Origin of the sequence: Sphingomonas horti, from assembly GCF_009753715.1 — a bacterium.
GTDB classification, from domain to species: domain Bacteria; phylum Pseudomonadota; class Alphaproteobacteria; order Sphingomonadales; family Sphingomonadaceae; genus Sphingomonas_B; species Sphingomonas_B horti.
Map to the genome: position 1 here is coordinate 426,640 of NZ_WQMS01000001.1, position 18,804 is coordinate 445,443.

The following is an 18,804-nucleotide window of genomic DNA, read 5'->3' on the forward strand; positions in this document are numbered from 1 at the left end:
CGCTACGCTTCCGCCTCCACCAGCGCCGCCGCGGCGAGAGGAGGGCCATAGACCTGCTGCGCGCCCTTGCGATCGAGCGCACTGATCTTCAGCTCGTTGCTGCCGACCCCGCCGCAGAAATAGTGCATGACCGAGGTCGGATCGTACATGGTCAGCACCTTGGTGTCCCACAGCGGCTCGTTCGGGCAGACCGGCGGCGCCTCGTTGCGGATATGCTCGTGGCGGAAGCCGAGCACATGGCCGAGCTCGTGGCGGAGGACGCCGACCTTGTCGAAGCTCGTCGTGAAATAGCTGGGGTCGATCAGCACGCGACGGCGCTCGACCGGATCGCTGGGAAAGAAGCTCGACGCGATGAACTTGCCCCCCGCATCGAAGGCGCGCACGACGAACAGCAGCCCTTCCAGCCCCATGCCGGGCCGCGTGTCGAGAACCTGGCGATGCTCGAAATTAACGCCGCAGGTCTGCTCCCAGGCCTTGGTCGCCTCGTGCATGGAGCTGACGACGAGCTGGTATTGCGCGTCGCTGCCGAACGAGTCCCGCGCGACGCGATAGGTCAGCACCGCTCCCGGCTTCCAGCGAACGATCTTGCCGTTCTTGGTGCTCGCGATCAGGCCGCGCGGCGCCTCGTCCAGCCGGGTGGCGCCGAAACCGGCTTCGTCGGCCCGGTTGCGCGCCTCCTGCGTCTTGATCTCCTGCTCGCGCACATCGGCGTAGATGCGCAGCTGATCGAGATCGAGCAGCGTGTCGCCTTCGGCCACGTAAAGCGTGTTGCCTTCGATCTCGACGGTGTTCAGCTTGCTCTTCAGAAGTGAATAGAGGTCGTCCATCCCGGCGCTCCCTTGCTTGTCTTCAATCGACATCGATCGCGACCGTGTCGGAGTCGTCGCTCCGATATTCACCTTGCAGGCGGCGGATCGCCGCCTCGTCCACCAGCCCGCGAGCGCGCGCCCAATCGAGCTTCATTTCAGCCTCGTCGAGCAGCCGGTCGCCGCCCGAAATCCACATCCACTGGCCGTCCACCTCCACGCTGTCCTGCGCTGCCAGCCAGTCCGTCACGTCATTCCTGCCGAGCCGCTCAGCCAGCTGCGGCAGCTTTTCCAGCACGAACCGCGCGAAGCTCACCTGCGCGAAAGGCTCCGGATCAGCAGGAAGCTTCCGGCGAAGAACAGGCCGGCGATCAGCACCGCCACTTCCGGGCTCGCATAGCTGCCAAAGGACGGCATCCGGCCGCGTCGGCCCTCGCTCCGCGGCGGCTGATCCACATCCTCCTCCTCGCCCACGTCGGCGTGATCGGGAATGGCGATGTCCTCGAACTCGATCGGCACTTCTTCCGGAAGGCTTTCGCGCAGTGCCTCGATTTCCGGGTCCTGCAGCGCGCCGGCATTGTCGGGGTCGTAGCGCATCACGAACACGGCTTCTTCGGCGGTGTAGGCTGGGTCCCAATGGATGTTCTCTGGCACGTGGCAATGGCCGTAATGGCCGCCGCGGCTGACCCATATCTGCGGGCTGCGGTTGTGGCCGCCTGGGTCTTGGCCGTTGACTGCGGGCTTCGGCGGCCCGCTCGGCCACTCCGAAGGAATCTCGTGCGTCTTTTCCAGCCAGCGGCAGAGCCGCGCCACATTCTCCAGCGTCGGCCGCGCCTTGGGCCGCCCCGCCGTGCCGACGACCTCGATCTGGATCGCCGACAGCCGGTTGGTCTCGACGCCGCCGGTCAGGTTGCGCAAAGCGCGAGCGGAAAGGCCGGTATCGATGTGCTGGTAGATCGTCGTCTGGTCGACGGTGAAGTGCGGGTCGGACCGGTGGGCGCGGAAGGCGGCGATCGCGCCGGCGGCGCTGTTTCCCTCGGTCGTGTGGTGGACGATGCGGAACGGGCCGCCCACGAACGAGCCGACCGGCCCTGAGATCGGCGACCATTTGGCGAACGGGCAACGGGCCATCGGCTCACTCCTTGGCAGCGATGTTGGTCGGGCGCGGCCGCGCGCCGCTGTCGCGGAAGCGGCGATGCGGGCTCGCGAAATAAACGGTGTCGCTGGCAAGCGTCGCGCGCTGGTCGGGCGCCAGCAGGAAGAAGGTGACGGCAGCGCCGCCATTATAGGTCAGGCCGTCGCTGCCGGTCAGGAAGTTGAACAGCCATTTCCGCGCGCGGTAGCTGCCGCCGGTCACGGTCAGCTGCGCGAACAGCACGGCATGCGTGTCGCCGGCGGCCAGTGCGACTCCGTCGGCCAGCATCAGCTGCTGGGCAAGTGCCGCCGCCGCGGCCGGGGAGCCGCCGCCCCGGTCGGGGTCGATCGCGAACACCGCGCCGACGATCGCATCGACGGCCTGCGCGGCCGCCGTGACCTGCGGATCCGCCGAGCCGCCGGCTTCCGCCGCGCGGCATCGGGCCTGGAGCGTCAGCGCGCGCGCGATCAGCCCTTCGCCGTCCGGCGCCGGTAGCGAATAGGCCGGCAGCCGCACCGCGATCCCGCCGCGCGCGAGATGCTTGGCGAGCGCGGCATCCAGCACGGGCTGGCGAACCGTGTCCTTGCGCCCGCTGTAGCGCGTCGTCACGCCGAACACGGTCAGTGCGGAGGCAGCGCCTTGTGCCGCGCGCTTCAGCCCCTGCACCGCGATCGTCGCGGCGGGGAGCGCGAATGCGGCCGCATCGGCATCGGTCGTGGCCGGCGCCTGGGCGGCAACCGCCAGTACCGCCTCGATCGCGTCGAGTTCATGCATCAGCGAGGCGCGGAGCCGCATCGCCGCGAGCAGGTCGGGGCTTGCGAGCACGACGCCCTGGACGGCGGAGGCCTTGCCGATGGCGGCCGCGATCGTCGCCGCCACGTCCTCCGCGATCGCATCGACTGCAGCGATCGAGAGCAGCGCGACTTCGAGATTGAGGGTCGCGGTCCCGCTGGTCGTCCCGACGTCGTTCGAGCCATAGTCGCCCGGGTCGTAATCATCGCCCATGCCGCTATCGATGGTCGCGGGCGCTTCGCCCTCGCCGCCCTCGCCCGGGACGACGTCCTGATAGTCCTCGAGCGCGCTGCTGGCGGAGGACGCTGAGGACGTCCGGCGTGCGCGGGCGAGCCGGGGCAGCTTCACTTGGCGCCCCCGGTCAGCGACTTCCACACCCAGCCGGCCAGCGCCGCGTAGAACAGGGCGAGCAGGGCCGCGACGAGCTTGTTGCTGGTTATCTTCGTCATCAGTCCGGCCACCACCGGCTTGCCATCCTTGATCACGAAGCCGCTGCCGGAGACCTTCACCGCCAATTGCGACGGCGCGACCTGCAGGTCCTCGACCGCGAGCTTGTTGTCGCCGCCGCAGTCGGAGCGCCGCGGCGCAAGGCGCGTCAGCAGGAAATGTCCTGCCGCCGCCCCGCAGGCACCCTGTTCGACTCGGGCGAGGCCGGTGCCGGCCGGGTCGGCGCGGCGCGGGCCGATCTCGAACCGGTCGATCGGAAGGTCCGACGCGAGCTCGTCGGCAGAGGCCGGGAGCCCGAGCCGGAACGAAGCGTCGCGCATCGCCGCTTCGCTGGGGAATGTCAGGTACACGGATTCGCCGGGCGGAACCTCGAAGCGCACCGGCATCATCGTCGCGATCGGCTGCGGCACGGCCCTGTCAGCGATCTTGAGGCCGATCGGCGGCACCGACAGGCTGTCGCCCGCAGGCGCCGACACCGTGATCGTAAGCGCGGTCTGAATCGGGGTCAGTCTGAGCTGCGGGATGTTCGCGTTGCCCGTCGCGACCAGCGAGAGCCCGGCTTCGGGGCTGGCGCGCAGATTCTCCACGGTCAGGTTGATCTTGCCGGACGGGTCGGTTCGCCCCAGCCATGACAGCGCGACGCCCTTGGCCGCCGGGCGCGCAACGCCGGCCTGATCGAGCGCCGCCAGGGTGTCCTCCGACAGCCGCACGGCCGACGCACGAACGTCGAGCCCCGCGCCGGGGGCACCGTTGAACTCGAAAATCTGGGCTCGCGGCGGCCCATAGACGATCAGCTCGCTGGACCGCCCCGCGGTCCACGCCTTGGTCTCATCGAGCGCCGACGCTGCCGGAATGTTGTCGATGAAATAGAGCAGCAGCGCCGCGAGCAGGAACGCCGCGACCGCGACCAGCTTGCGGCCGAGCGGGGTCAAGGGCGGCCGCAACGCGGCAACGGCAACCATCACTGGCTCACCCGGACGAGATTGGGCGCGATCGCCCCGACCCAGCTGCGGTCGTCGGACGTGAACCAGGCGCGGACCTGGAACCGGTGCAGCCCCAGCGAGGCGGCCCGGCTCTGCTGGTCGCGCCCATCCCAGACGCCGCCATGCGGGCCGACGCTAACATTATCGTCCTCGGTCGACATCACGCGCTCCAGCTGGATGCGCTGGTTGTCGGCGGCCATGAACTTCAGCACTTCCGCCCGCGTCCGGTTGAACGGCGACTTGGCCGAAAAGGCGAACCGGGCATTGGTGCCGGCGGTGACGGTGCCCGGCAGCATGGACAGCTGCTCGATCGCGACCGAGCCGACCGCGCGCGGGCCGCCCCCGATGCCGTAGATATCGACGGGGGCGGGTTGCCCGGCCCGATCGGTCCCGTCGCGATATACCGAGCGGAGCACATAGGTGGCGGGAACCGCCTTCTTCGCCGGACCTTCGGCGGGCAACCCCAGCTTCACCAAGTGGCGCCCTTCCAGCCCGTTGGTATCGACGGTCAGCGAAACGGTCCGCTTGGGGAAGATCACGTCGAGCGTCGTCAGCGTATATGGCTCGGGCCTGAAGTCGAGCACGACCGGCCAGCCATTGCGGGCAAAGCCCCGCACCGAGAAGGTCCCGACCGGATAGGTCATCGGCATTTGCGGCCCATCGCGCAGCAGCGTTTTGGCTTCGGGCGAGTTGCGGCCACCGGAATTGCTTCCGCCGAACAGAGTTCCGATCAGGATCCCGGCCACCGCCACGCCGACCACGGCCGCGGCTGGATCGATGCCGTCATGGTCGTCGCGATCGTCCCGCGGCGGCGGGCAGCGGCGCTGATAGCTGCCGTCCGGGCACGGGGCGCGCCGGGCCTGTGGCAGCGCCGGGCATTCCAGCCGGCGCGTGCCGTCCGGACAATCGAGCAAGCGGCCCCGTGCGGGATCCTGATAGATTGCGCGCGACGGGGGTGCCTGCACCGCGGCATCGGCACTGGCAGAGGCGAGCGAGACGGAGATCACCGCCGCCACCATCGATCGTCCGGCTGCATAGACGTGCTTCACGGCGTTTGCCCCGCCACGACTCGTTCACGAGTCCACTAGACTAACATGGAATCCAGGGCCGGTGCAGCGGCAATTGAAATCGCCGCTTGCCAGTCGATTTCATGAAAAGGCTAAATGAACCAGCTACCTCCTTTAGAGCCCAGAGAAGACGAGTCTGTGATTTTGGTCACTCGCAAGGCGGGATTTGATCGGTTATGGTTCGCCTCAACAGGCGAGTCGCCCGGCGTTTTGCAGGCAATTGCTTTGTGTTGCTTGCGAACAGAGGTGCGATCGTGCCCGCTCGACCGGAGCAGGGCCCACAGCCTGGGGGTCGCTGCGTGAGAGTGGGGGAGGCTCGCAATGAGCAAGAGCCGCGACGCAGACGACGTGACGCGCGAGCTGGTCGATCGGGTGAAGGAGCGCTGTCCGGGCATTTCGGCGGCGGCGCTGGGACTTGCCGATCCGGGTCCGGACAAGGGCATCGGCATCCGCCTGGTCCAGGTTGTGCCGCGAATGGAGCCGCGTGCCCGCGACCGGCTGATCCGCACTCTCGCGCTGGACTATCTGGTCAGCGTCCGCGCCGACGACCCGCTTGCCGAGCACCGGCTCGTCGCCGACCTCGCCTTCGCGATCATGGACGCGCCGGATTACGAGCTGGTTGCCGGCGAGAGCGCGGCGCAGGCGTGCGCGGCGGCCGGCCTGCCTCCCGCGGCCGGGCTGGTCGTGCGCGGCCATGCCTGCCGGATCGACGCCGTCGCGCAGGCGCCGCTGGTGCGCGAGCCGGCGATCACCCGCACCGTCCCGCTCGGCCTTGTCGATGGCGTCGTGCTCGGCCCGGGCGACGTGCCCGTTCCCGGCGCGGTCGTGATCCTGGGAGACGGCGACCGCTCGGCCGTGACCGGGCCGGACGGCCGCTTCCGCTTCGCCTCGCCCGCCGGCGCTCCCGTCCGCGTCGCCGCCCGCGCGCACGGCCGGGCGAATTCCACTGCCGCGACTGCCGGCGAACCTGCGGTCATCACGCTGCCATTGGAGGCCTGACCCATGCCGTCTTATCTGAGCCCGGGCATCTACGTCGAGGAAACGGACAGCGGCGCCCACCCGATCGAAGCGGTGGGCACGCAGACGGCCGGCTTCGTCGGCACCGCGCCCAACCCGGATGCGCGCCCCGGCGAGGCGGTCGCGATCAACAATTGGAGCCAGTTCACGCGTGTCTTCGCGCGCGACGGCGATCCTTCGACGGACCTGGCGAACGCCGTCCAGGGCTTTTTCCTGAACGGCGGGTCGCGCTGCTATGTCGCGAACGTCCCCGCGAACGGGTCGATCGCGCCGAAGAAGGGCGGCCTCGACGCGCTGAACGCGATCGACGAGATCGCGATCATCGCCGCGCCCGGCCGGACCGACGTGGCGTCCCAGACGGCGCTGCTCGACGCGGCCGAGGCAATGAAGGACCGGGTCGCGATCCTCGACGCCCCGCCGACCGCCGACGACGTCGAGGCGCTGACCCGCGCAGGCGCGGCGTCCGGCGACGCCGCGCCCGGCGATGCGCCGCCGCCCAAGCCGCCCAAGGGCCAGGCAGCCGGCCTCAGGCCCCGCGATTCCGACGGCGGCTACGGCGCCTTCTACTTCCCGTGGCTGCGGGTCCGTGACGCGATCGACCCGGACAAGATCGTCTCGGCGCCGCCGTCCGGCCACATGGCCGGCATCTATGCGCGCACCGATGCCGAGCGCGGGGTCCACAAGGCGCCGGCCAATGTCGTCGTCCGCGGCGCGCTGGGGCTGACCCAGCTCGTCTCGCGCGCCGAGCAGGATGTCCTGAACCCCGCCGGCGTCAATTGCATCCGCTTCTTCACGCGCGAAGGCGTGCGCGTCTGGGGCGCGCGGACGCTCGCCCCGGCATCGAGCAACTGGCGCTATTTGAACGTCCGGAGGCTGTTCGTGATGATCGAGGAGTCGATCGCGATCAGCACCCGCTGGGTCGTGTTCGAGCCCAACGACCGGCCGCTCTGGAAAGCGATCCAACGCGATGTCGGCGCCTTCCTGACCCTGCTCTGGAGCCAGGGCGCCCTCGCCGGGTCGCGACCGGAGGAAGCGTTCTTCGTCAAGTGCGACGAGGAGACCAACCCGCCGGAGGTGATCGACGCCGGCCAGGTCGTGGTCGTGATCGGCATCGCCCCGGTCAAGCCCGCAGAATTCGTGATCTTCCGCATCGGCCAGACGCCCACCGGCGCCACCGTCGAAGCGGGCTGAAGGAGGGAATGAGCCATGGCCAGTGCACCTCCCGCAGGACAGGGGCAGCAAGGCGCAGCCGCCGCCGCCAGCCCCCTCGCCCCTTCGGAAATGTACCGCAATTACAACTTTCTGCTGCGCCTCGATTCGACCGAGGTACGGTTCACCGAATGCCTGGGGCTGGGCATGCGGATCGAGCCGATCCGCTACCGGGAATCGGGCGTCGGCAATGTCGTGCGCGCGCTACCCGGCCCCGTCGCCTATGCCGAGGTGGTGCTGCGCTACGGGCTCGCGACCACCCCCGACCTGTGGAATTGGCTGAAGCGCACGGCCGAAGGCGCGGTCGTGCGGCGCAACGTCACGATCAGCCAGCTCGACAATGACGGCGCGACGCCGCGCATCAACTGGAATCTCTATGGCGCCTGGCCCTGCCAGTGGAGCGGCGTGCCGTTCGACGCGCTGGGGCGGGAAGCGGCGATCGAGGAACTGCGCCTCGCCTTCGACCGGTTGGACCGGGCCTGATGCGCGGCCTGCTGACGCGACTGGTGCGGCTGCTCGCCCGCTGGCTGCACGGCATCGCCGCGCGGCTGGAGCGCTACGCCCGCCCCGCCCTTGCGCCGGCGGCCCTCGACGCACTTGAGCACCGCTTCCCCGGGGCGCCCGAGCATTGGCTGCGCGACATCGCCGAGCATGTCGACAGGTTCGAGGCGCTCCCCGCGGATGCGGCCGTGCGGGCGGAGCAGGAGCCGGAGGAGCGGGCGTCGGTGCTGACCGCGCCCGTGCAGCGCAGCCCGGCCGCGCCGGCACGCCGGCCACGTCCAGAATTACGCATCGCGCCGCAGCGCGATGCTCGGCGGGCCAGCGCGCCCCCGAAATCGGCGGCGCACCCTACGCGACCCGCATTGCGGTGGTTCAGCGCGGCTGTGCCGATGCGACAGATGGCGGAAGCCGGCGCAACCCCGCATCGCCGCGCCGTCTCCGCTCCTGTCGGTGCCGTATCGACTCCCGCGCCGCGGCGGTGGCTGGATTGGATCGGCCGGATGGCGAGCAACCGCGCGGCTCAGCCGGTTGAGCCCCTACCCGCTCGCGACCACGAACTGTCTCCCGGCACCGGAGCGGCCGAGCAGCAGGCCGAGCGGATTTTCGCCCTGCCGACGGCGGTTCCGCAACACCGCAGCCCGGCCGCGATTGCTGTCGGCGAAACGAACGACCGCACTCCTCTCGATTGGCCAGAGCCGCCTCCTTCGCCGAGCCCGGCGGCGTTGCGGTTCGAGACCGGCGGCGCAGTCCGGCCGGTCCAGTCCTGGACGCCCGCGGTCCAAGGCTGCTGGCCTGCGCTGCCGGACACCGGCCATACCATTGGAGACGCGGAGCCCGCCGTGCGGCCGCTGCATGACTTCAACCGCGAACAGATGGCCGGGCTGTGGAGCGGGTGACCTTTCTGCTGGAGCGCACCGGCGCGCGGGTCTCGTGCCTGCTGAACCCGGAAGCGCTGGAGGCGCGGCGCGTGGCAGGCGTCGCACGGCGGCGCGGCGCGGGCGGCGCGGTGCTCGGCAATCCCCGCACCGACGACCCGCTGATCGCGACCGGCGGCGGCGTCACCGAATATGAGCTGAAGCTGCTGTTCGACGTCGATATCGCGAACGAAGGCCGCGGCGCACGCGTGACGGCCACGCCACCGGTCGCGATCCCGCCGCCCGAGAGTGCTCCACCGGTCGAGCCGATCATGGTCGCGCTGGAAGACGGCGAGCCGCCGCAGCCGCCGCCCGTGGCACCCGAGCCGCCGCCGGTTGCCCAGCCCGAGCCGCCCGCATCGACGGTGATCGACGTGCGCGCGCTGACCCAGCCGCTCTGGGCCTTCGCCGAAACCGGCGATGCGGTCGACGGGGCGGTCGCGCCGCAGCGCGTGCGGTTCATCTGGGGCAAGTCCTGGAACATTCCCGGCGTCGTGCTCGCGGTCGCGGAGCGGCTGGAGCGGTTCGATGCCGACGGCGTGCCGAAGCGCTCATGGCTAAGCCTGCGCCTGCGCCGCGTCGAGGAGACCACCGAAACCAGCGTGCCGCCACCGCCGCCGACGACCCCGCAGTTCGAGGTCGAATCCGGCCCTCCGCCTGCCGACGACGCCGACAGCGACACGGTCGCGGTGCCGGTCGATCCGGACGGCTTTCCGCTCGACCGGCTCGATCAGGTTGCCGCCTATTATTACGGCGACCCGGCCTATGCCCGCGCGGTCGCGGAATATAACGGCCTGGACGATCTGCTGCGCTTCCACGAAGGCGACCGGCTGAGGATGCCGCGCCGTGCCGCGCTGCAGCTATCGGTCTGACCGGCGATGGCCGCGGTCGCCCTCCGCATCGACGGCGCCCCGGTTGCTCCGCGCCTGGCGGCCTGCGTCTGCTCGATCGACGTGCGGCAGGCACTGAACACGCCGGCGATCGCGGTGGTCGCGTTCGCCGACCCGCCGCCGGACCTGATCGCGTCGCTGAAGATCGGCACACCGCTCACCGTTGAGGCGCCCACCGGCGAGACCTTGGTCGAGGCGGAAATCGTCGCCGTGGAGCACCGGCTGAGCGCCGACAAAGGTCGCGTCTTCGCCGTACGCGGCTATGACCGACTGCACAGGCTGCGCAAACGGCAACGGGTGCGCGCGCTGACCGACGTCACGCCGGAGGACGTCGCCGCCGCTGCCGCCGCCGAGATCGGGGTTTCCAGCGAAGCGCCTGATGCTGCTTCGCCGCGCCGCACGCTCGTCATCCAGCACGATCAGAGCGACTTCGACCTGCTGGCCGAACTCGCAGCGGACTGCGGTCGCTATTTCCACCTCGCCGGCGGCACGCTGAAGCTGCTGACCCTGGCCGGGGACGGCGACGACGAAGTGCGGCTGGTCGCGGGGCAGACGCTGCTGGAGGCCCAGGTGGAGCTCAGCGCCGAGACGATGCGCCGCTCGACCGTGGCGCGAGGCTGGGACGTCGGCAGCGCGGCACCGGTCTCAGGCCGCGCATCGACGGCTTCGCAGGACGCGATCGAGTTCCGCGGCGACGACGCCCTCACCCGCTTCGAGGGGCTGGGCGCGCGCCTGCTCCTCAACCGCAACAGTGCCAGCGCTGCGGAAGCGACGGGTCTCGCCCAAGCCGATATCGACCGGGCGATCGCACTGGGCGCGACTCTCACCGCCACCACCGACGGCGATCCCCGGCTGCGGCCCGGCCGGGTCGTCGCGATCGAAGGGGTCGGCGACCAGGCTGACGGCTCCTATGTGCTGACCGAGGCGACGCACAGCTTCGATATCGACCGCGGCTATGTCACCCGAATTTCGACGCTGCCTTCTCCGCGCCCGTCGCGTCCCCGCTGCGCGGCGGCGACTGTCGCGCGGATCACCGATGCCGCCGACCCCGAAGGGCTGGCACGGGTGCGCGGCACGCTGATCGCCTATGGCGAGGTCGACAGCGGCTGGATGCCGGTGCTGATCGTCGGCGCCGGCGACGGCAAGGGCCTGTCGATCGTCCCCGAGCCCGGCGACGACGTTCTGGTGCTGCTGCCCGAAGGCGATCCGGCGCGTGGGATCGTGCTGGGGGGTCTTTACGGCAGCCGCCCACCGCCCGGCGAACGGCCGGACAAGGGCGCCCGCAACTTCACGCTACGCACGCCGGGCGGCCAGTCGCTGATGCTGGACGGCGTGGAGGCCGTGATCCGTCTGCAGACCAGCGCCGGCGACCTGCTCGAGATGACGCCTAAGGGCACGAAACTCAGCGTCACCCGCGACCTGCTGGTCGAGGCGCCGGGCCACAAGCTGACGTTCCGCGCGTCGCATGTCGATTTCGAGAAATCGTGATGCAGTGGCTGACCGAAGACGCCCTGCTGGTCTGCGACCATGGCGGCCGCGTGAACAACAAGCTGTCGCAGCAGCTGGTGGAGATCGCCGGACGGCGGGTGATGGTTGCGATCGATCCCGAAGGCCGCAGCATCTCGGGCTGTCCCAATGCCGACGTGCTGATGGGCATGCGGCCATGCGTGACCACGCTGCCCGTCAAGACCGGCTATTCCGACTTCATCGCGATCGCCGGCCACCCCGTGTGTCTGTCCACGGTCCGCGGACTGACCGACGGCACGCCACCGGGCACGGTCGATTATTCGGTCAAGCGCCCCGGCCAGGTGCTCGTGGAAGCGGGGAGCTGACGATGCGGCCGATCCGCGCCATCCGGTTCGACGGAGCCGGGCTCGCCGAGCGCGCCGGTCCCGATGCGGCGGGCGGGCTGACCACGTCCGTGTCGGGCGGGCTGATGCTGGTCGAAGGCGGCGACGCCGTGCGCCAGTCGATCATGCTGCTGCTGACGACGATGCCAGGCGAACGCGTGATGCGGCCTGATTATGGCTGCCCGATCCACCGCCTCGTCTTCTCGCCCAACGACGCGACCACCGCCGGGCTGGCGATCCACTATGTGCGCCAGGCGATCACCCGGTGGGAGCCGCGCGTCCGCATCGTCCGGCTGGACGCCGGTGCCGACCGCCGCGATCCCGGCCGGCTGGTGGTGACGCTGGAATACCGGATCCGCGCGACCGACGAGCAGCGCGAGCTGACGTTCGACCTGCGCCTCGACGGGCAGCCGGGCTGATGCCGATTCCCCTGCCTCGCCTCGACGATCGGACGTTCGACCAACTCGTCGCCGATGCGCTGGAGCGCGCGCGCGCGACCTGCCCGGACTGGACCGACCATACGGCCGGCGACCCCGGCGTCACGCTGGTCGAGCTGTTCGCGTTCCTGACCGAGTCCCTGCTCTATCGGCTGAATCGGGTGCCGCCGAAGCTGCAGCTGGCGCTGCTGAACCTTGCCGGCGTCGTGCTGCGTCCGCCGAGCGCGGCCGTCGCCACCCTGACTTTCGCGCGCGCGCAGGGAACGCCGTCCGATACCCCGGTCACGATTCCGGCCGGCACGCAGGTCGGCGGCCGCGACGGCAGTGCCACTTTCGTGCTGCCGAACGCCGTGACTCTCGATCCCGGTCAGGCGCGCGCAGATGCCACCGCCCTCCATTGCGAGTTGATCGACGCCGAATTGCTCGCCGCCGCGCCGGGCCACGCGATGCGCGTTGCCCGTCCGCCGGTGATTGCGCCGACGCTCGACGGGCTCGACTTCCTCCTCGGCGTCGAGGCGGCCGCGCCACCCGCGGGCACGGCGCTCCGCACCGCCAACGGCAAGACCTTCGAGCTGTGGCGCGAAGTGACGACCTTCGCCGACAGCGGGCCCGATGAGCCGGTGTTCGTGCTCGACCGGGCGAGCGGTATCGTCCAGTTCGGATCGGGCGTGGCGGGCGCTCCGCTTCCCGCCGGCCGCGAGATACGGGCCTGGTATCGTCGCGGCGGCGGCAAGGCCGGCAATGTCGCGGCGGGCACGCTGACGGAAATCAAGAGCGGCATCGCCGGCGTCGACGTGACCAATGCCGAGCGCGCGGCGGGAGGCAGCGACGCGGAAACGATCGATGCGCTGGTGCGCCGCGCGCCGACCGCCATCTCGTCGCTGCGGGTGGCCGTGACGGCGCGCGACTACGAACAGGTGGTGCTGAGCGTCGGCGGCATCGCCCGGGCCCAGGCCTTCGCCCAAGCGCAGGTCTGGCGCCATGCCCCGCCCGGCGTCGTTGAAGTGACCGCCGTTCCCTATATCGATATCGAGCAGCTCGCCGACGGGGCGGTGACGGCCGAGGTCGTGCGCGAGCACCGGGTCGAAGCGCTGCGGCAGCGCGCCGCCGACGCGCTCGACCAGCGCCGGCCCCTCGGCGTGCTGGCACTGGTATCGTGGGCGAAGGTGCGCCCGGTCTCCGTCTCGGTTCGGGTCGTGGTCGGCGCCGAGGCCGATCCCGCCGCCGTCGAGCGAGCGATCCGGCGCCGGATCAACACTTTGTTCTCGCCGCTCCGCGACCTGCCGTTCGGTCGCGAGATGCGCGCGTCGGAAGTGTACGAGCGCATCCTGAACGAGCCCGGAGTCCGCTATGCCGACCAGCTCCGCTTCACGATCGGCGAGACGCCCGACAAGGAGGTGAACGACCTGGTCCGCGATCCGGCCCAGCCGTCGGGCTGGTTCGCGGTCACCAGGACCGCGGTGCACCGGACGCTCGACGACGGCGACAGCTGGTCGGCGGTGATGACGCCGCAGGACGGGGAGCCGCGCTTCGTGCGCCGCCATCCCGGCCGTCCCGGGCTGATGATGCTTGGGCTGGCGCTAAAGACCGGCAGCGCCGTGCTGATCAGCGAGGATCTGGGCGAAAGCTGGAGCGATCCGGTCGCGACCTTCAACAGCGAGCTGTTCGACGCCGCCTGGCTGGAGCGGGACGGCGCGCCGATGCTGCTGCTGGCGACCGCCGACGGGCTGCGCCAGTTCGTGCCCAAAGCCGGCACCGGCCCGGCACCGGTGATCGTCGACAAGGCGCTCGACACCAAGGGCTTCTACGCGGTCACGACCAGCACGTCGCCGTCGGGCGTGATCGCGGTCGCGGTGGCGGCGCGGCAGGACGGCGGCATCTATCTGTCGTCGCAGGGCGGCGTGTCGGAAACGTTCGCCCCGGTCGGCCTCAAGAACAAGGACGTGCGCAAGCTTGCGGTACAGGCGACCGGTGCGCGCACCTTCCTGTGGGCGACGATCGGCGCCGAAGCGGGCGAACAGGGCGAAGGCGCCTTCCGGCTGGAACTCCGGGCAAGTGGCGCCAACGATCCGGAGGGATTCAAGCCGTTCAACCTGGGCTGGCAGGGCGGCTCGTGCGAGGCGCTCGCCTTCGCGGACGCGACGGTGTTCGCCGGATCAAACCGCGCGGGCGTGCTGACGCTCGACACCAGCGCCGCCACGCCCACCTGGTCGCCGGTTCGGCTCGATGCCGGCCTGCCGATCCGCGATACCGAGCGGCTGCTGGAAGTTGTCGAAGCGATCGCCGCCGCGCCGGTGCCGGGCGCCGCGCCGATCGTGCTGAGCGGCGGCGTGCGCGGCGTCCATCGCAGCACAGACGGCGGCACGACCTTCGCGCTCGCCTCCGCTACCAACTTCGGCGACCGCGTGCCGCTCCCCGCGCGCTGGCTCTACTGCGCCGGCGAGCATAATGTCACCGTGGTCAACGACCTCGATCGGGGCGGCTGAGATGGACCGCGCGCTGATCCCCCGCTTCCTGCCGGAGAATTACCGGCTCGCGGCAGCGCGGCCGGACTCACCGCTGGCGGCCGTGCTGGCGGTGATGGAGGGTCTCCACGCGCCCGCCGAGGCGGTGATCGATCACCTCGACGATTTCGTCAGCCCGAGCCGAGCGCCCGATCCGTTCGTATTGCTGCTGGGCAGCTGGCTGGGCCTCGATCGCTATTTCGACTGGTCCGGCGACCGGCCCGGCAAGGGCGCGCCGCGCTTCCGCACCGGCACCGCGCGGCTGCGCCTGCTGGTCGCGGAAGCCGCGGCGCTCGACCGCGAGCGCGGCACCTACGACGCGCTGCTCCGCTTTCTGGAGATCGCGACCGGCGCGACCGGCTTCGCGATCGAAGAGGGCGACCCGGACGGCCGCGCGCGGCCCTTCCATTTCACCGTCCGCGCGCCCGCCTCGGCGCGGCCGCTCGCGGACTTCGTCGCGCGCATCGTCGAAGGAGAACGGCCCGCGCACGCCAGCTACGACATCGTCTTCGCGGAAGCCGACCAGACCCCGGAGAAGGAGTGAAGCAGCCATGCCGACTTTCGAGATTCCCGACGGCCCGGCCACGGTAAAGGTGAGCGGCGGCGACATCGCCGACAAGCAGGCGCCCCGCACCGGCTCCGCGGTCTTCAACGTCACCAACAAGTCGCCCGAGACGCGCGCCGGGCGGCTGAGCGTGCAGGTCGCCGGCCAGACTAAGCGCGAATGGTTCACGATCGACGGCGAGCAGGAGCGGAACTTCGCCGCCGGCGAGACGCAGACGGCGAACATCAAAATCCTGGTGCCGCCCGACGTGGTCGCGGGCGACTATCCGTTCCGCCTGCGCGTGGTCGCGGTCAACGATCCCGACAATGATCACGCCGACGGACCGGTCACGACCGCGCAGGTCGGGAAGGCGGTCAACGGCGGCGGCAGCAAGGCCTGGATCTGGATCGTGATCGCTCTTGTGGTGCTCGCCGCGATCGGCGCCGGACTCTATTTCTGGCTGTCGCCCTCGCCATCGCCCAAGCCCACGCCGACCCCGACTGTCTCGCCATCGCCGACCCCGACCGAAGCGAACACGGCGCCCGTTCCCGACCTGAAAGGCAAGACGCTGGACGAGGCGGCGACGCTGGCACAGGGCTTCGAGCTGGTGCAGGTCGCTGGACAGCCGGGCGGCGCCCAGCCGAAGACAATCGTCAGCCAGTCGCCGGAGTTCGGCAAGACGCTGACCAGGGGCTTCCCGATCAAGGTCACCTACGATCCGGGCGTCGAGGTCCCGCCGCTGACCGGCAATACCGACCAGGCCGTCCGCACGCTCAGCCCGATCGGGCTGCACGTGGCATCGTCCAGGTCGCGGTGCGAAGCGACGGGGACCGTCGGCGAAATCGTCGACCAGAACCCGAAGCCCCACGCCATGGTCGCGTCCGGCGGCGGCGTGGATATCGTCATCCGCTCGCGCGGCGGCTTCATCGGCCGGATGAAGTTCCCTTGCGGGATTGTCATGCGGGGAGCGTTCAAGGCCAGCGCGATCGACGCGACCAGGCTCAACCGCTGACATGAAGCTGGTGCTGATCGTGCTCGCGATCATCGCGGCCGCGTTCGTGGCGGTGGTCGTCTATGGCGCCAACCGGGACGACACCGCCACCACCTCCTCGTCCGGCGCCGCACCGCCGATGCGCGGCGGCGATCTGGACGAAGACGCGGTAGAAGGCTGGGAGGCGCCCGAACTCGGGCCGTTTCTCGGATCGCTGACCAGGCGCTTCACGCCACCGGTGGAAGTCCGCGACCCGGAGGTGTCGGTCGGCGGATTGCTGCCGCAGACGCGGCATGTCGACGCGTCCAAGGACAAGCTTCGCGTCGCCCGGCTAGTGCTCGTCGCGGGGCGTTCGGCACGGATCAAAGCCTCGCAGCCGGGGCCGGACGGCAAGCCGCTCTGCCTGTGCCGCCCACACATGCCGATCGTGGAAAGCGACTTCGCCGGGTGCAGCGACCGGTGGCTCGCCACGCAACGCAAGGAGAACTGCAAGGAAGGCGCCGACGAAGGCACTCTCGTGTTCAAGCAGGCCGGCGGCGACCTGGTGTTCACCGGGGCCGAGCCCGCGAGAGTGCGCGTCGCCGGCCGGAAGGACTAGACGCGGCGCAGGCTCAGGATCGCCTTCACCGTCGCGATCAGCGATCCCAGCGCGAGCAGCAGCAGCCACACCGCGCCGAAGATGGCGATCACCAACGCCACCAGCGCGTCGCCGATGCTGACCAGGAAGCCCGGCAGGAACGACTGGACGAACGCCGTCACGAACGTCAGCCCCAGCGACACCGCCGTCAGGATGACCAGCCCCTTGTTCTGCAGGAATCGCTGGTGCGCGAGCACCAGGAAAATGCAGAACAGGATTTTCAGCAGCATGGCGAGGCTGAGCGTCGCCGCGGCGGCCTTGACCGCGAAATGTCCCCATTCGGCGAAATAGGCGATCGTGCCGAACGGCGCCGCGACCAGCAGCGCGATCATCAGCATCAGCAGCGTGAAGGCGGCGAAGGCGAGCGCGATCGTGCCCAGCAGGGCCAGGATCGAGACGATCAGCGTCACGATCCCCTGCGTCCGCCCAGTGATCCCGCGCGGCAGGATCAGCCCCAGCGCCATCCAGACGACGCTATAGACGATGATGCCGTCCATGATCGCGAGATAGTGGATCGCGATCCCCGGCGTGGCAGGCTTGTTCAGCGTACCCGCCGTCAACCGCGCAAGCCACTCGGACGCGGCGATCTCGACCAGCAGCGCCAGCAGCATGAAGAACGCGGCAGCCGCGAAGAACGGGACGCGCAGGCGATCCACCGATCGGACGTCTAGGTGAAGACCACCTGCGCCGCGGGCTCGTTCGCCTTGGGCAGGTAGCTGCGTCCCAGCGCATAGACGAGCAGCACCAGCAGCCCCATCCACCAGGGCAGCGCGGTCAGCCCGATCAGCGCCGGGATCGCCCCGAGTACCGGCACGTGCGAAACCAGCACGCCCAGCGACAACGCGTTGACCAGCGTCAGCAGGAACCAGACGATCGACTGGAATATCTTCACCTCGCCCCCCGGCGCGGCGCGATAGGCCCAGTCCTCCATCAGCACGCGCGCATAGGCCTGCCAGTGCGGATCGTCGAAGCGTGCCGTGAGGAAGCGCGCCAGCATGTTGAGCAGGTAGCTCGCCAGATAGGTCGGCCAGTAGAATGGCCCGAAGATGCGCGCCTGCTGGACGTGCACCGTCTCGTGCACCAGCCATTTGCCGCCCATTACGGTGCCGATCGTCGTCGCGTCCGCGCCGCCCAGCGCCGCGTCGGCGAAATGGATGATGCCGCGCGTCTGGCTATCCTCGGTCGGGGCCACATAGCTGCCCTTGGCGGCGCAGTAGATCATGAAGACAAGGCCGGTCGCGGTGTTGATGGCAGACCAGGTCGCATCGATCGCGAAGGACCAGATGCCGCGCGGGCTCATCGCATAGACCTGTTTCAGGCCGGCCACGAAGCCGAACACGCCGGCGAAGACCACGCCGATGATGGTGAGCGTCGCGACCGTCCCGCCCGACACGTCGAACAAGGCTGGAAGCACCGCCAGGCCAAGCAGCAGCTGAAGACCGACGCCGATGAAAAGAAGGATAATCGCGCGCACGATAGGAGTCATGACACACCCCCCTTTGAGCGCCGACACGCCGCAGTGCAGACGCGTGACACTACATGCCCGATAATGGATCGCACCCCTATTATGCTCTCGAATGCTGCGCGATTCCATGAACAAAGTTGGGCTTTATTGCGTGACTTGCGCGATTCCGTTGGCAGTCATTCTTGCTTCTGATAGCCTTGGCGGTGTCGCCCAAGGGTCTGTTGGAGCCGAGTCGACAGCCCCGCAGAGAAGCTCGGCACGGCATCAGTTGCCGCACGTTCGAGAGTGGGGAGGCGATTATGGATAAAGTGCTGAGAATACTTGCCTTCGGCGGTGCCATACTCGCCGGCATCCTCTGCGTGATCTTCGCGGTCATGTACCGGACGCCCGCGCTTTACGCCTGGGCGGTGGCCGCCTTCTTCGGCGGCATCACCGGATTCCTGTTCGCGCAGAAGGCGCAGCCGGCCGGCAGCATCTCCGGCCCGACCGTCGGCGGCAAGTTCATCGGGCTGCCCGACTGGGTGACCTATGCCGATTTCGCGCTGGTCGCGATTGCGCTGATCCTCAGCTTCGTCCTGCGCTGATCTGCTCCGATGCCGGCGGAAGCGGCGAGCG

Annotated in this window: 21 protein-coding genes; 13 read left to right on the top strand and 8 right to left on the bottom strand. The window is 69.8% G+C overall.

What is annotated here, in order from left to right:
• Nucleotides 1–2: 2 nt before the first annotated feature.
• From GON01_RS02035 to GON01_RS02060, 6 genes are read right to left on the bottom strand one after another with little or no spacing between them, the layout of a single operon-like run.
• The gene (locus tag GON01_RS02035) at nucleotides 3–827 is read right to left on the bottom strand and encodes a matrixin family metalloprotease (protein WP_181600178.1); all 825 of its coding nucleotides are present in this window, start codon (nucleotides 825–827) and stop codon (nucleotides 3–5) included.
• A gap of 22 nt (nucleotides 828–849) precedes the next feature.
• A complete protein-coding gene (locus GON01_RS02040; protein ID WP_157025490.1) occupies nucleotides 850–1,122 on the bottom strand; it encodes a hypothetical protein in 273 nt (90 codons plus the stop codon).
• Complete coding sequence (locus GON01_RS02045) at nucleotides 1,119–1,937, bottom strand: N-acetylmuramoyl-L-alanine amidase (protein ID WP_157025491.1); 819 nt, start codon at nucleotides 1,935–1,937, stop codon at nucleotides 1,119–1,121. The genes GON01_RS02040 and GON01_RS02045 overlap by 4 nt, the downstream gene beginning before the upstream one ends.
• 4 nt (nucleotides 1,938–1,941) lie before the next feature.
• On the bottom strand, nucleotides 1,942–3,081 hold the full coding sequence (locus GON01_RS02050; RefSeq protein ID WP_157025493.1) for a hypothetical protein: 1,140 nt from the start codon (nucleotides 3,079–3,081) through the stop codon (nucleotides 1,942–1,944).
• Complete coding sequence (locus GON01_RS02055) at nucleotides 3,078–4,142, bottom strand: hypothetical protein (protein WP_198159754.1); 1,065 nt, start codon at nucleotides 4,140–4,142, stop codon at nucleotides 3,078–3,080. Before GON01_RS02055 ends, GON01_RS02050 begins: the two co-directional genes overlap by 4 nt.
• The gene (locus GON01_RS02060; RefSeq protein WP_157025497.1) at nucleotides 4,142–5,212 is read right to left on the bottom strand and encodes a hypothetical protein; all 1,071 of its coding nucleotides are present in this window, start codon (nucleotides 5,210–5,212) and stop codon (nucleotides 4,142–4,144) included. Before GON01_RS02060 ends, GON01_RS02055 begins: the two co-directional genes overlap by 1 nt.
• 339 nt (nucleotides 5,213–5,551) lie before the next feature.
• On the opposite strand from GON01_RS02060, the gene GON01_RS02065 reads away from it, so the two are divergent.
• Genes GON01_RS02065 through GON01_RS02120 form a run of 12 tightly spaced genes read left to right on the top strand, consistent with a single transcriptional unit; the run spans nucleotide 5,552 to nucleotide 16,685 of the window.
• Nucleotides 5,552–6,229, top strand: coding sequence for a carboxypeptidase-like regulatory domain-containing protein (locus GON01_RS02065; RefSeq protein ID WP_157025499.1), 678 nt, complete (start codon nucleotides 5,552–5,554; stop codon nucleotides 6,227–6,229).
• 3 nt (nucleotides 6,230–6,232) lie between these two features.
• Nucleotides 6,233–7,438: a phage tail sheath family protein gene (locus GON01_RS02070; RefSeq protein WP_157025501.1), complete on the top strand. Its 1,206-nt coding sequence runs from the start codon at nucleotides 6,233–6,235 to the stop codon at nucleotides 7,436–7,438.
• Nucleotides 7,439–7,453: 15 nt separating this feature from the next.
• Nucleotides 7,454–7,939, top strand: a complete 486-nt coding sequence (locus tag GON01_RS02075; RefSeq protein ID WP_157025503.1) for a phage tail protein — start codon at nucleotides 7,454–7,456, stop codon at nucleotides 7,937–7,939.
• A complete protein-coding gene (locus GON01_RS02080) occupies nucleotides 7,939–8,853 on the top strand; it encodes a hypothetical protein (protein ID WP_157025505.1) in 915 nt (304 codons plus the stop codon). The genes GON01_RS02075 and GON01_RS02080 overlap by 1 nt, the downstream gene beginning before the upstream one ends.
• On the top strand, nucleotides 8,850–9,743 hold the full coding sequence (locus GON01_RS02085; RefSeq protein ID WP_157025507.1) for a hypothetical protein: 894 nt from the start codon (nucleotides 8,850–8,852) through the stop codon (nucleotides 9,741–9,743). Before GON01_RS02080 ends, GON01_RS02085 begins: the two co-directional genes overlap by 4 nt.
• A 6-nt stretch (nucleotides 9,744–9,749) precedes the next feature.
• Nucleotides 9,750–11,249, top strand: coding sequence for a phage baseplate assembly protein V (locus tag GON01_RS02090; protein WP_157025509.1), 1,500 nt, complete (start codon nucleotides 9,750–9,752; stop codon nucleotides 11,247–11,249).
• Nucleotides 11,246–11,593, top strand: coding sequence for a hypothetical protein (locus GON01_RS02095; protein ID WP_198159755.1), 348 nt, complete (start codon nucleotides 11,246–11,248; stop codon nucleotides 11,591–11,593). Before GON01_RS02090 ends, GON01_RS02095 begins: the two co-directional genes overlap by 4 nt.
• A 2-nt stretch (nucleotides 11,594–11,595) precedes the next feature.
• The gene (locus tag GON01_RS02100; RefSeq protein WP_157025511.1) at nucleotides 11,596–12,030 is read left to right on the top strand and encodes a GPW/gp25 family protein; all 435 of its coding nucleotides are present in this window, start codon (nucleotides 11,596–11,598) and stop codon (nucleotides 12,028–12,030) included.
• Complete coding sequence (locus GON01_RS02105) at nucleotides 12,030–14,534, top strand: baseplate J/gp47 family protein (RefSeq protein WP_157025512.1); 2,505 nt, start codon at nucleotides 12,030–12,032, stop codon at nucleotides 14,532–14,534. The genes GON01_RS02100 and GON01_RS02105 overlap by 1 nt, the downstream gene beginning before the upstream one ends.
• A 1-nt stretch (nucleotide 14,535) precedes the next feature.
• Nucleotides 14,536–15,096 carry a phage tail protein gene (locus GON01_RS02110; RefSeq protein ID WP_157025513.1) on the top strand — a complete coding sequence of 187 codons (561 nt, stop codon included), beginning with the start codon at nucleotides 14,536–14,538 and terminating at the stop codon, nucleotides 15,094–15,096.
• A gap of 7 nt (nucleotides 15,097–15,103) precedes the next feature.
• Entirely contained in the window at nucleotides 15,104–16,108 is a 1,005-nt protein-coding gene (locus GON01_RS02115; protein ID WP_157025514.1) for a PASTA domain-containing protein, read from the top strand.
• A gap of 1 nt (nucleotide 16,109) precedes the next feature.
• Entirely contained in the window at nucleotides 16,110–16,685 is a 576-nt protein-coding gene (locus GON01_RS02120) for a hypothetical protein (protein WP_157025515.1), read from the top strand.
• Here the strand turns inward: GON01_RS02120 and GON01_RS02125 are convergent.
• The gene (locus GON01_RS02125; protein ID WP_181600179.1) at nucleotides 16,682–17,380 is read right to left on the bottom strand and encodes a hypothetical protein; all 699 of its coding nucleotides are present in this window, start codon (nucleotides 17,378–17,380) and stop codon (nucleotides 16,682–16,684) included. The genes GON01_RS02120 and GON01_RS02125 overlap by 4 nt on opposite strands.
• Before the next feature lie 11 nt (nucleotides 17,381–17,391).
• A complete protein-coding gene (locus tag GON01_RS02130) occupies nucleotides 17,392–18,210 on the bottom strand; it encodes a hypothetical protein (RefSeq protein WP_157025517.1) in 819 nt (272 codons plus the stop codon).
• A gap of 278 nt (nucleotides 18,211–18,488) precedes the next feature.
• Here GON01_RS02130 and GON01_RS02135 point away from each other — a divergent pair, with 278 nt between their 5' ends.
• Entirely contained in the window at nucleotides 18,489–18,773 is a 285-nt protein-coding gene (locus tag GON01_RS02135) for a hypothetical protein (RefSeq protein WP_157025519.1), read from the top strand.
• The last annotated feature ends 31 nt before the right edge of the window (nucleotides 18,774–18,804 follow it).

Coding starts and splice junctions, on each gene's coding strand:
- GON01_RS02035 (WP_181600178.1), bottom strand. CDS start 827: ATGGACGACCTCTATTCACTTCTGAAGAGCAAGCTGAACACCGTCGAG.
- GON01_RS02045 (WP_157025491.1), bottom strand. CDS start 1,937: ATGGCCCGTTGCCCGTTCGCCAAATGGTCGCCGATCTCAGGGCCGGTC.
- GON01_RS02055 (WP_198159754.1), bottom strand. CDS start 4,142: ATGGTTGCCGTTGCCGCGTTGCGGCCGCCCTTGACCCCGCTCGGCCGC.
- GON01_RS02065 (WP_157025499.1), top strand. CDS start 5,552: ATGAGCAAGAGCCGCGACGCAGACGACGTGACGCGCGAGCTGGTCGAT.
- GON01_RS02070 (WP_157025501.1), top strand. CDS start 6,233: ATGCCGTCTTATCTGAGCCCGGGCATCTACGTCGAGGAAACGGACAGC.
- GON01_RS02075 (WP_157025503.1), top strand. CDS start 7,454: ATGGCCAGTGCACCTCCCGCAGGACAGGGGCAGCAAGGCGCAGCCGCC.
- GON01_RS02080 (WP_157025505.1), top strand. CDS start 7,939: ATGCGCGGCCTGCTGACGCGACTGGTGCGGCTGCTCGCCCGCTGGCTG.
- GON01_RS02090 (WP_157025509.1), top strand. CDS start 9,750: ATGGCCGCGGTCGCCCTCCGCATCGACGGCGCCCCGGTTGCTCCGCGC.
- GON01_RS02100 (WP_157025511.1), top strand. CDS start 11,596: ATGCGGCCGATCCGCGCCATCCGGTTCGACGGAGCCGGGCTCGCCGAG.
- GON01_RS02105 (WP_157025512.1), top strand. CDS start 12,030: ATGCCGATTCCCCTGCCTCGCCTCGACGATCGGACGTTCGACCAACTC.
- GON01_RS02110 (WP_157025513.1), top strand. CDS start 14,536: ATGGACCGCGCGCTGATCCCCCGCTTCCTGCCGGAGAATTACCGGCTC.
- GON01_RS02115 (WP_157025514.1), top strand. CDS start 15,104: ATGCCGACTTTCGAGATTCCCGACGGCCCGGCCACGGTAAAGGTGAGC.
- GON01_RS02120 (WP_157025515.1), top strand. CDS start 16,110: ATGAAGCTGGTGCTGATCGTGCTCGCGATCATCGCGGCCGCGTTCGTG.
- GON01_RS02130 (WP_157025517.1), bottom strand. CDS start 18,210: ATGACTCCTATCGTGCGCGCGATTATCCTTCTTTTCATCGGCGTCGGT.
- GON01_RS02135 (WP_157025519.1), top strand. CDS start 18,489: ATGGATAAAGTGCTGAGAATACTTGCCTTCGGCGGTGCCATACTCGCC.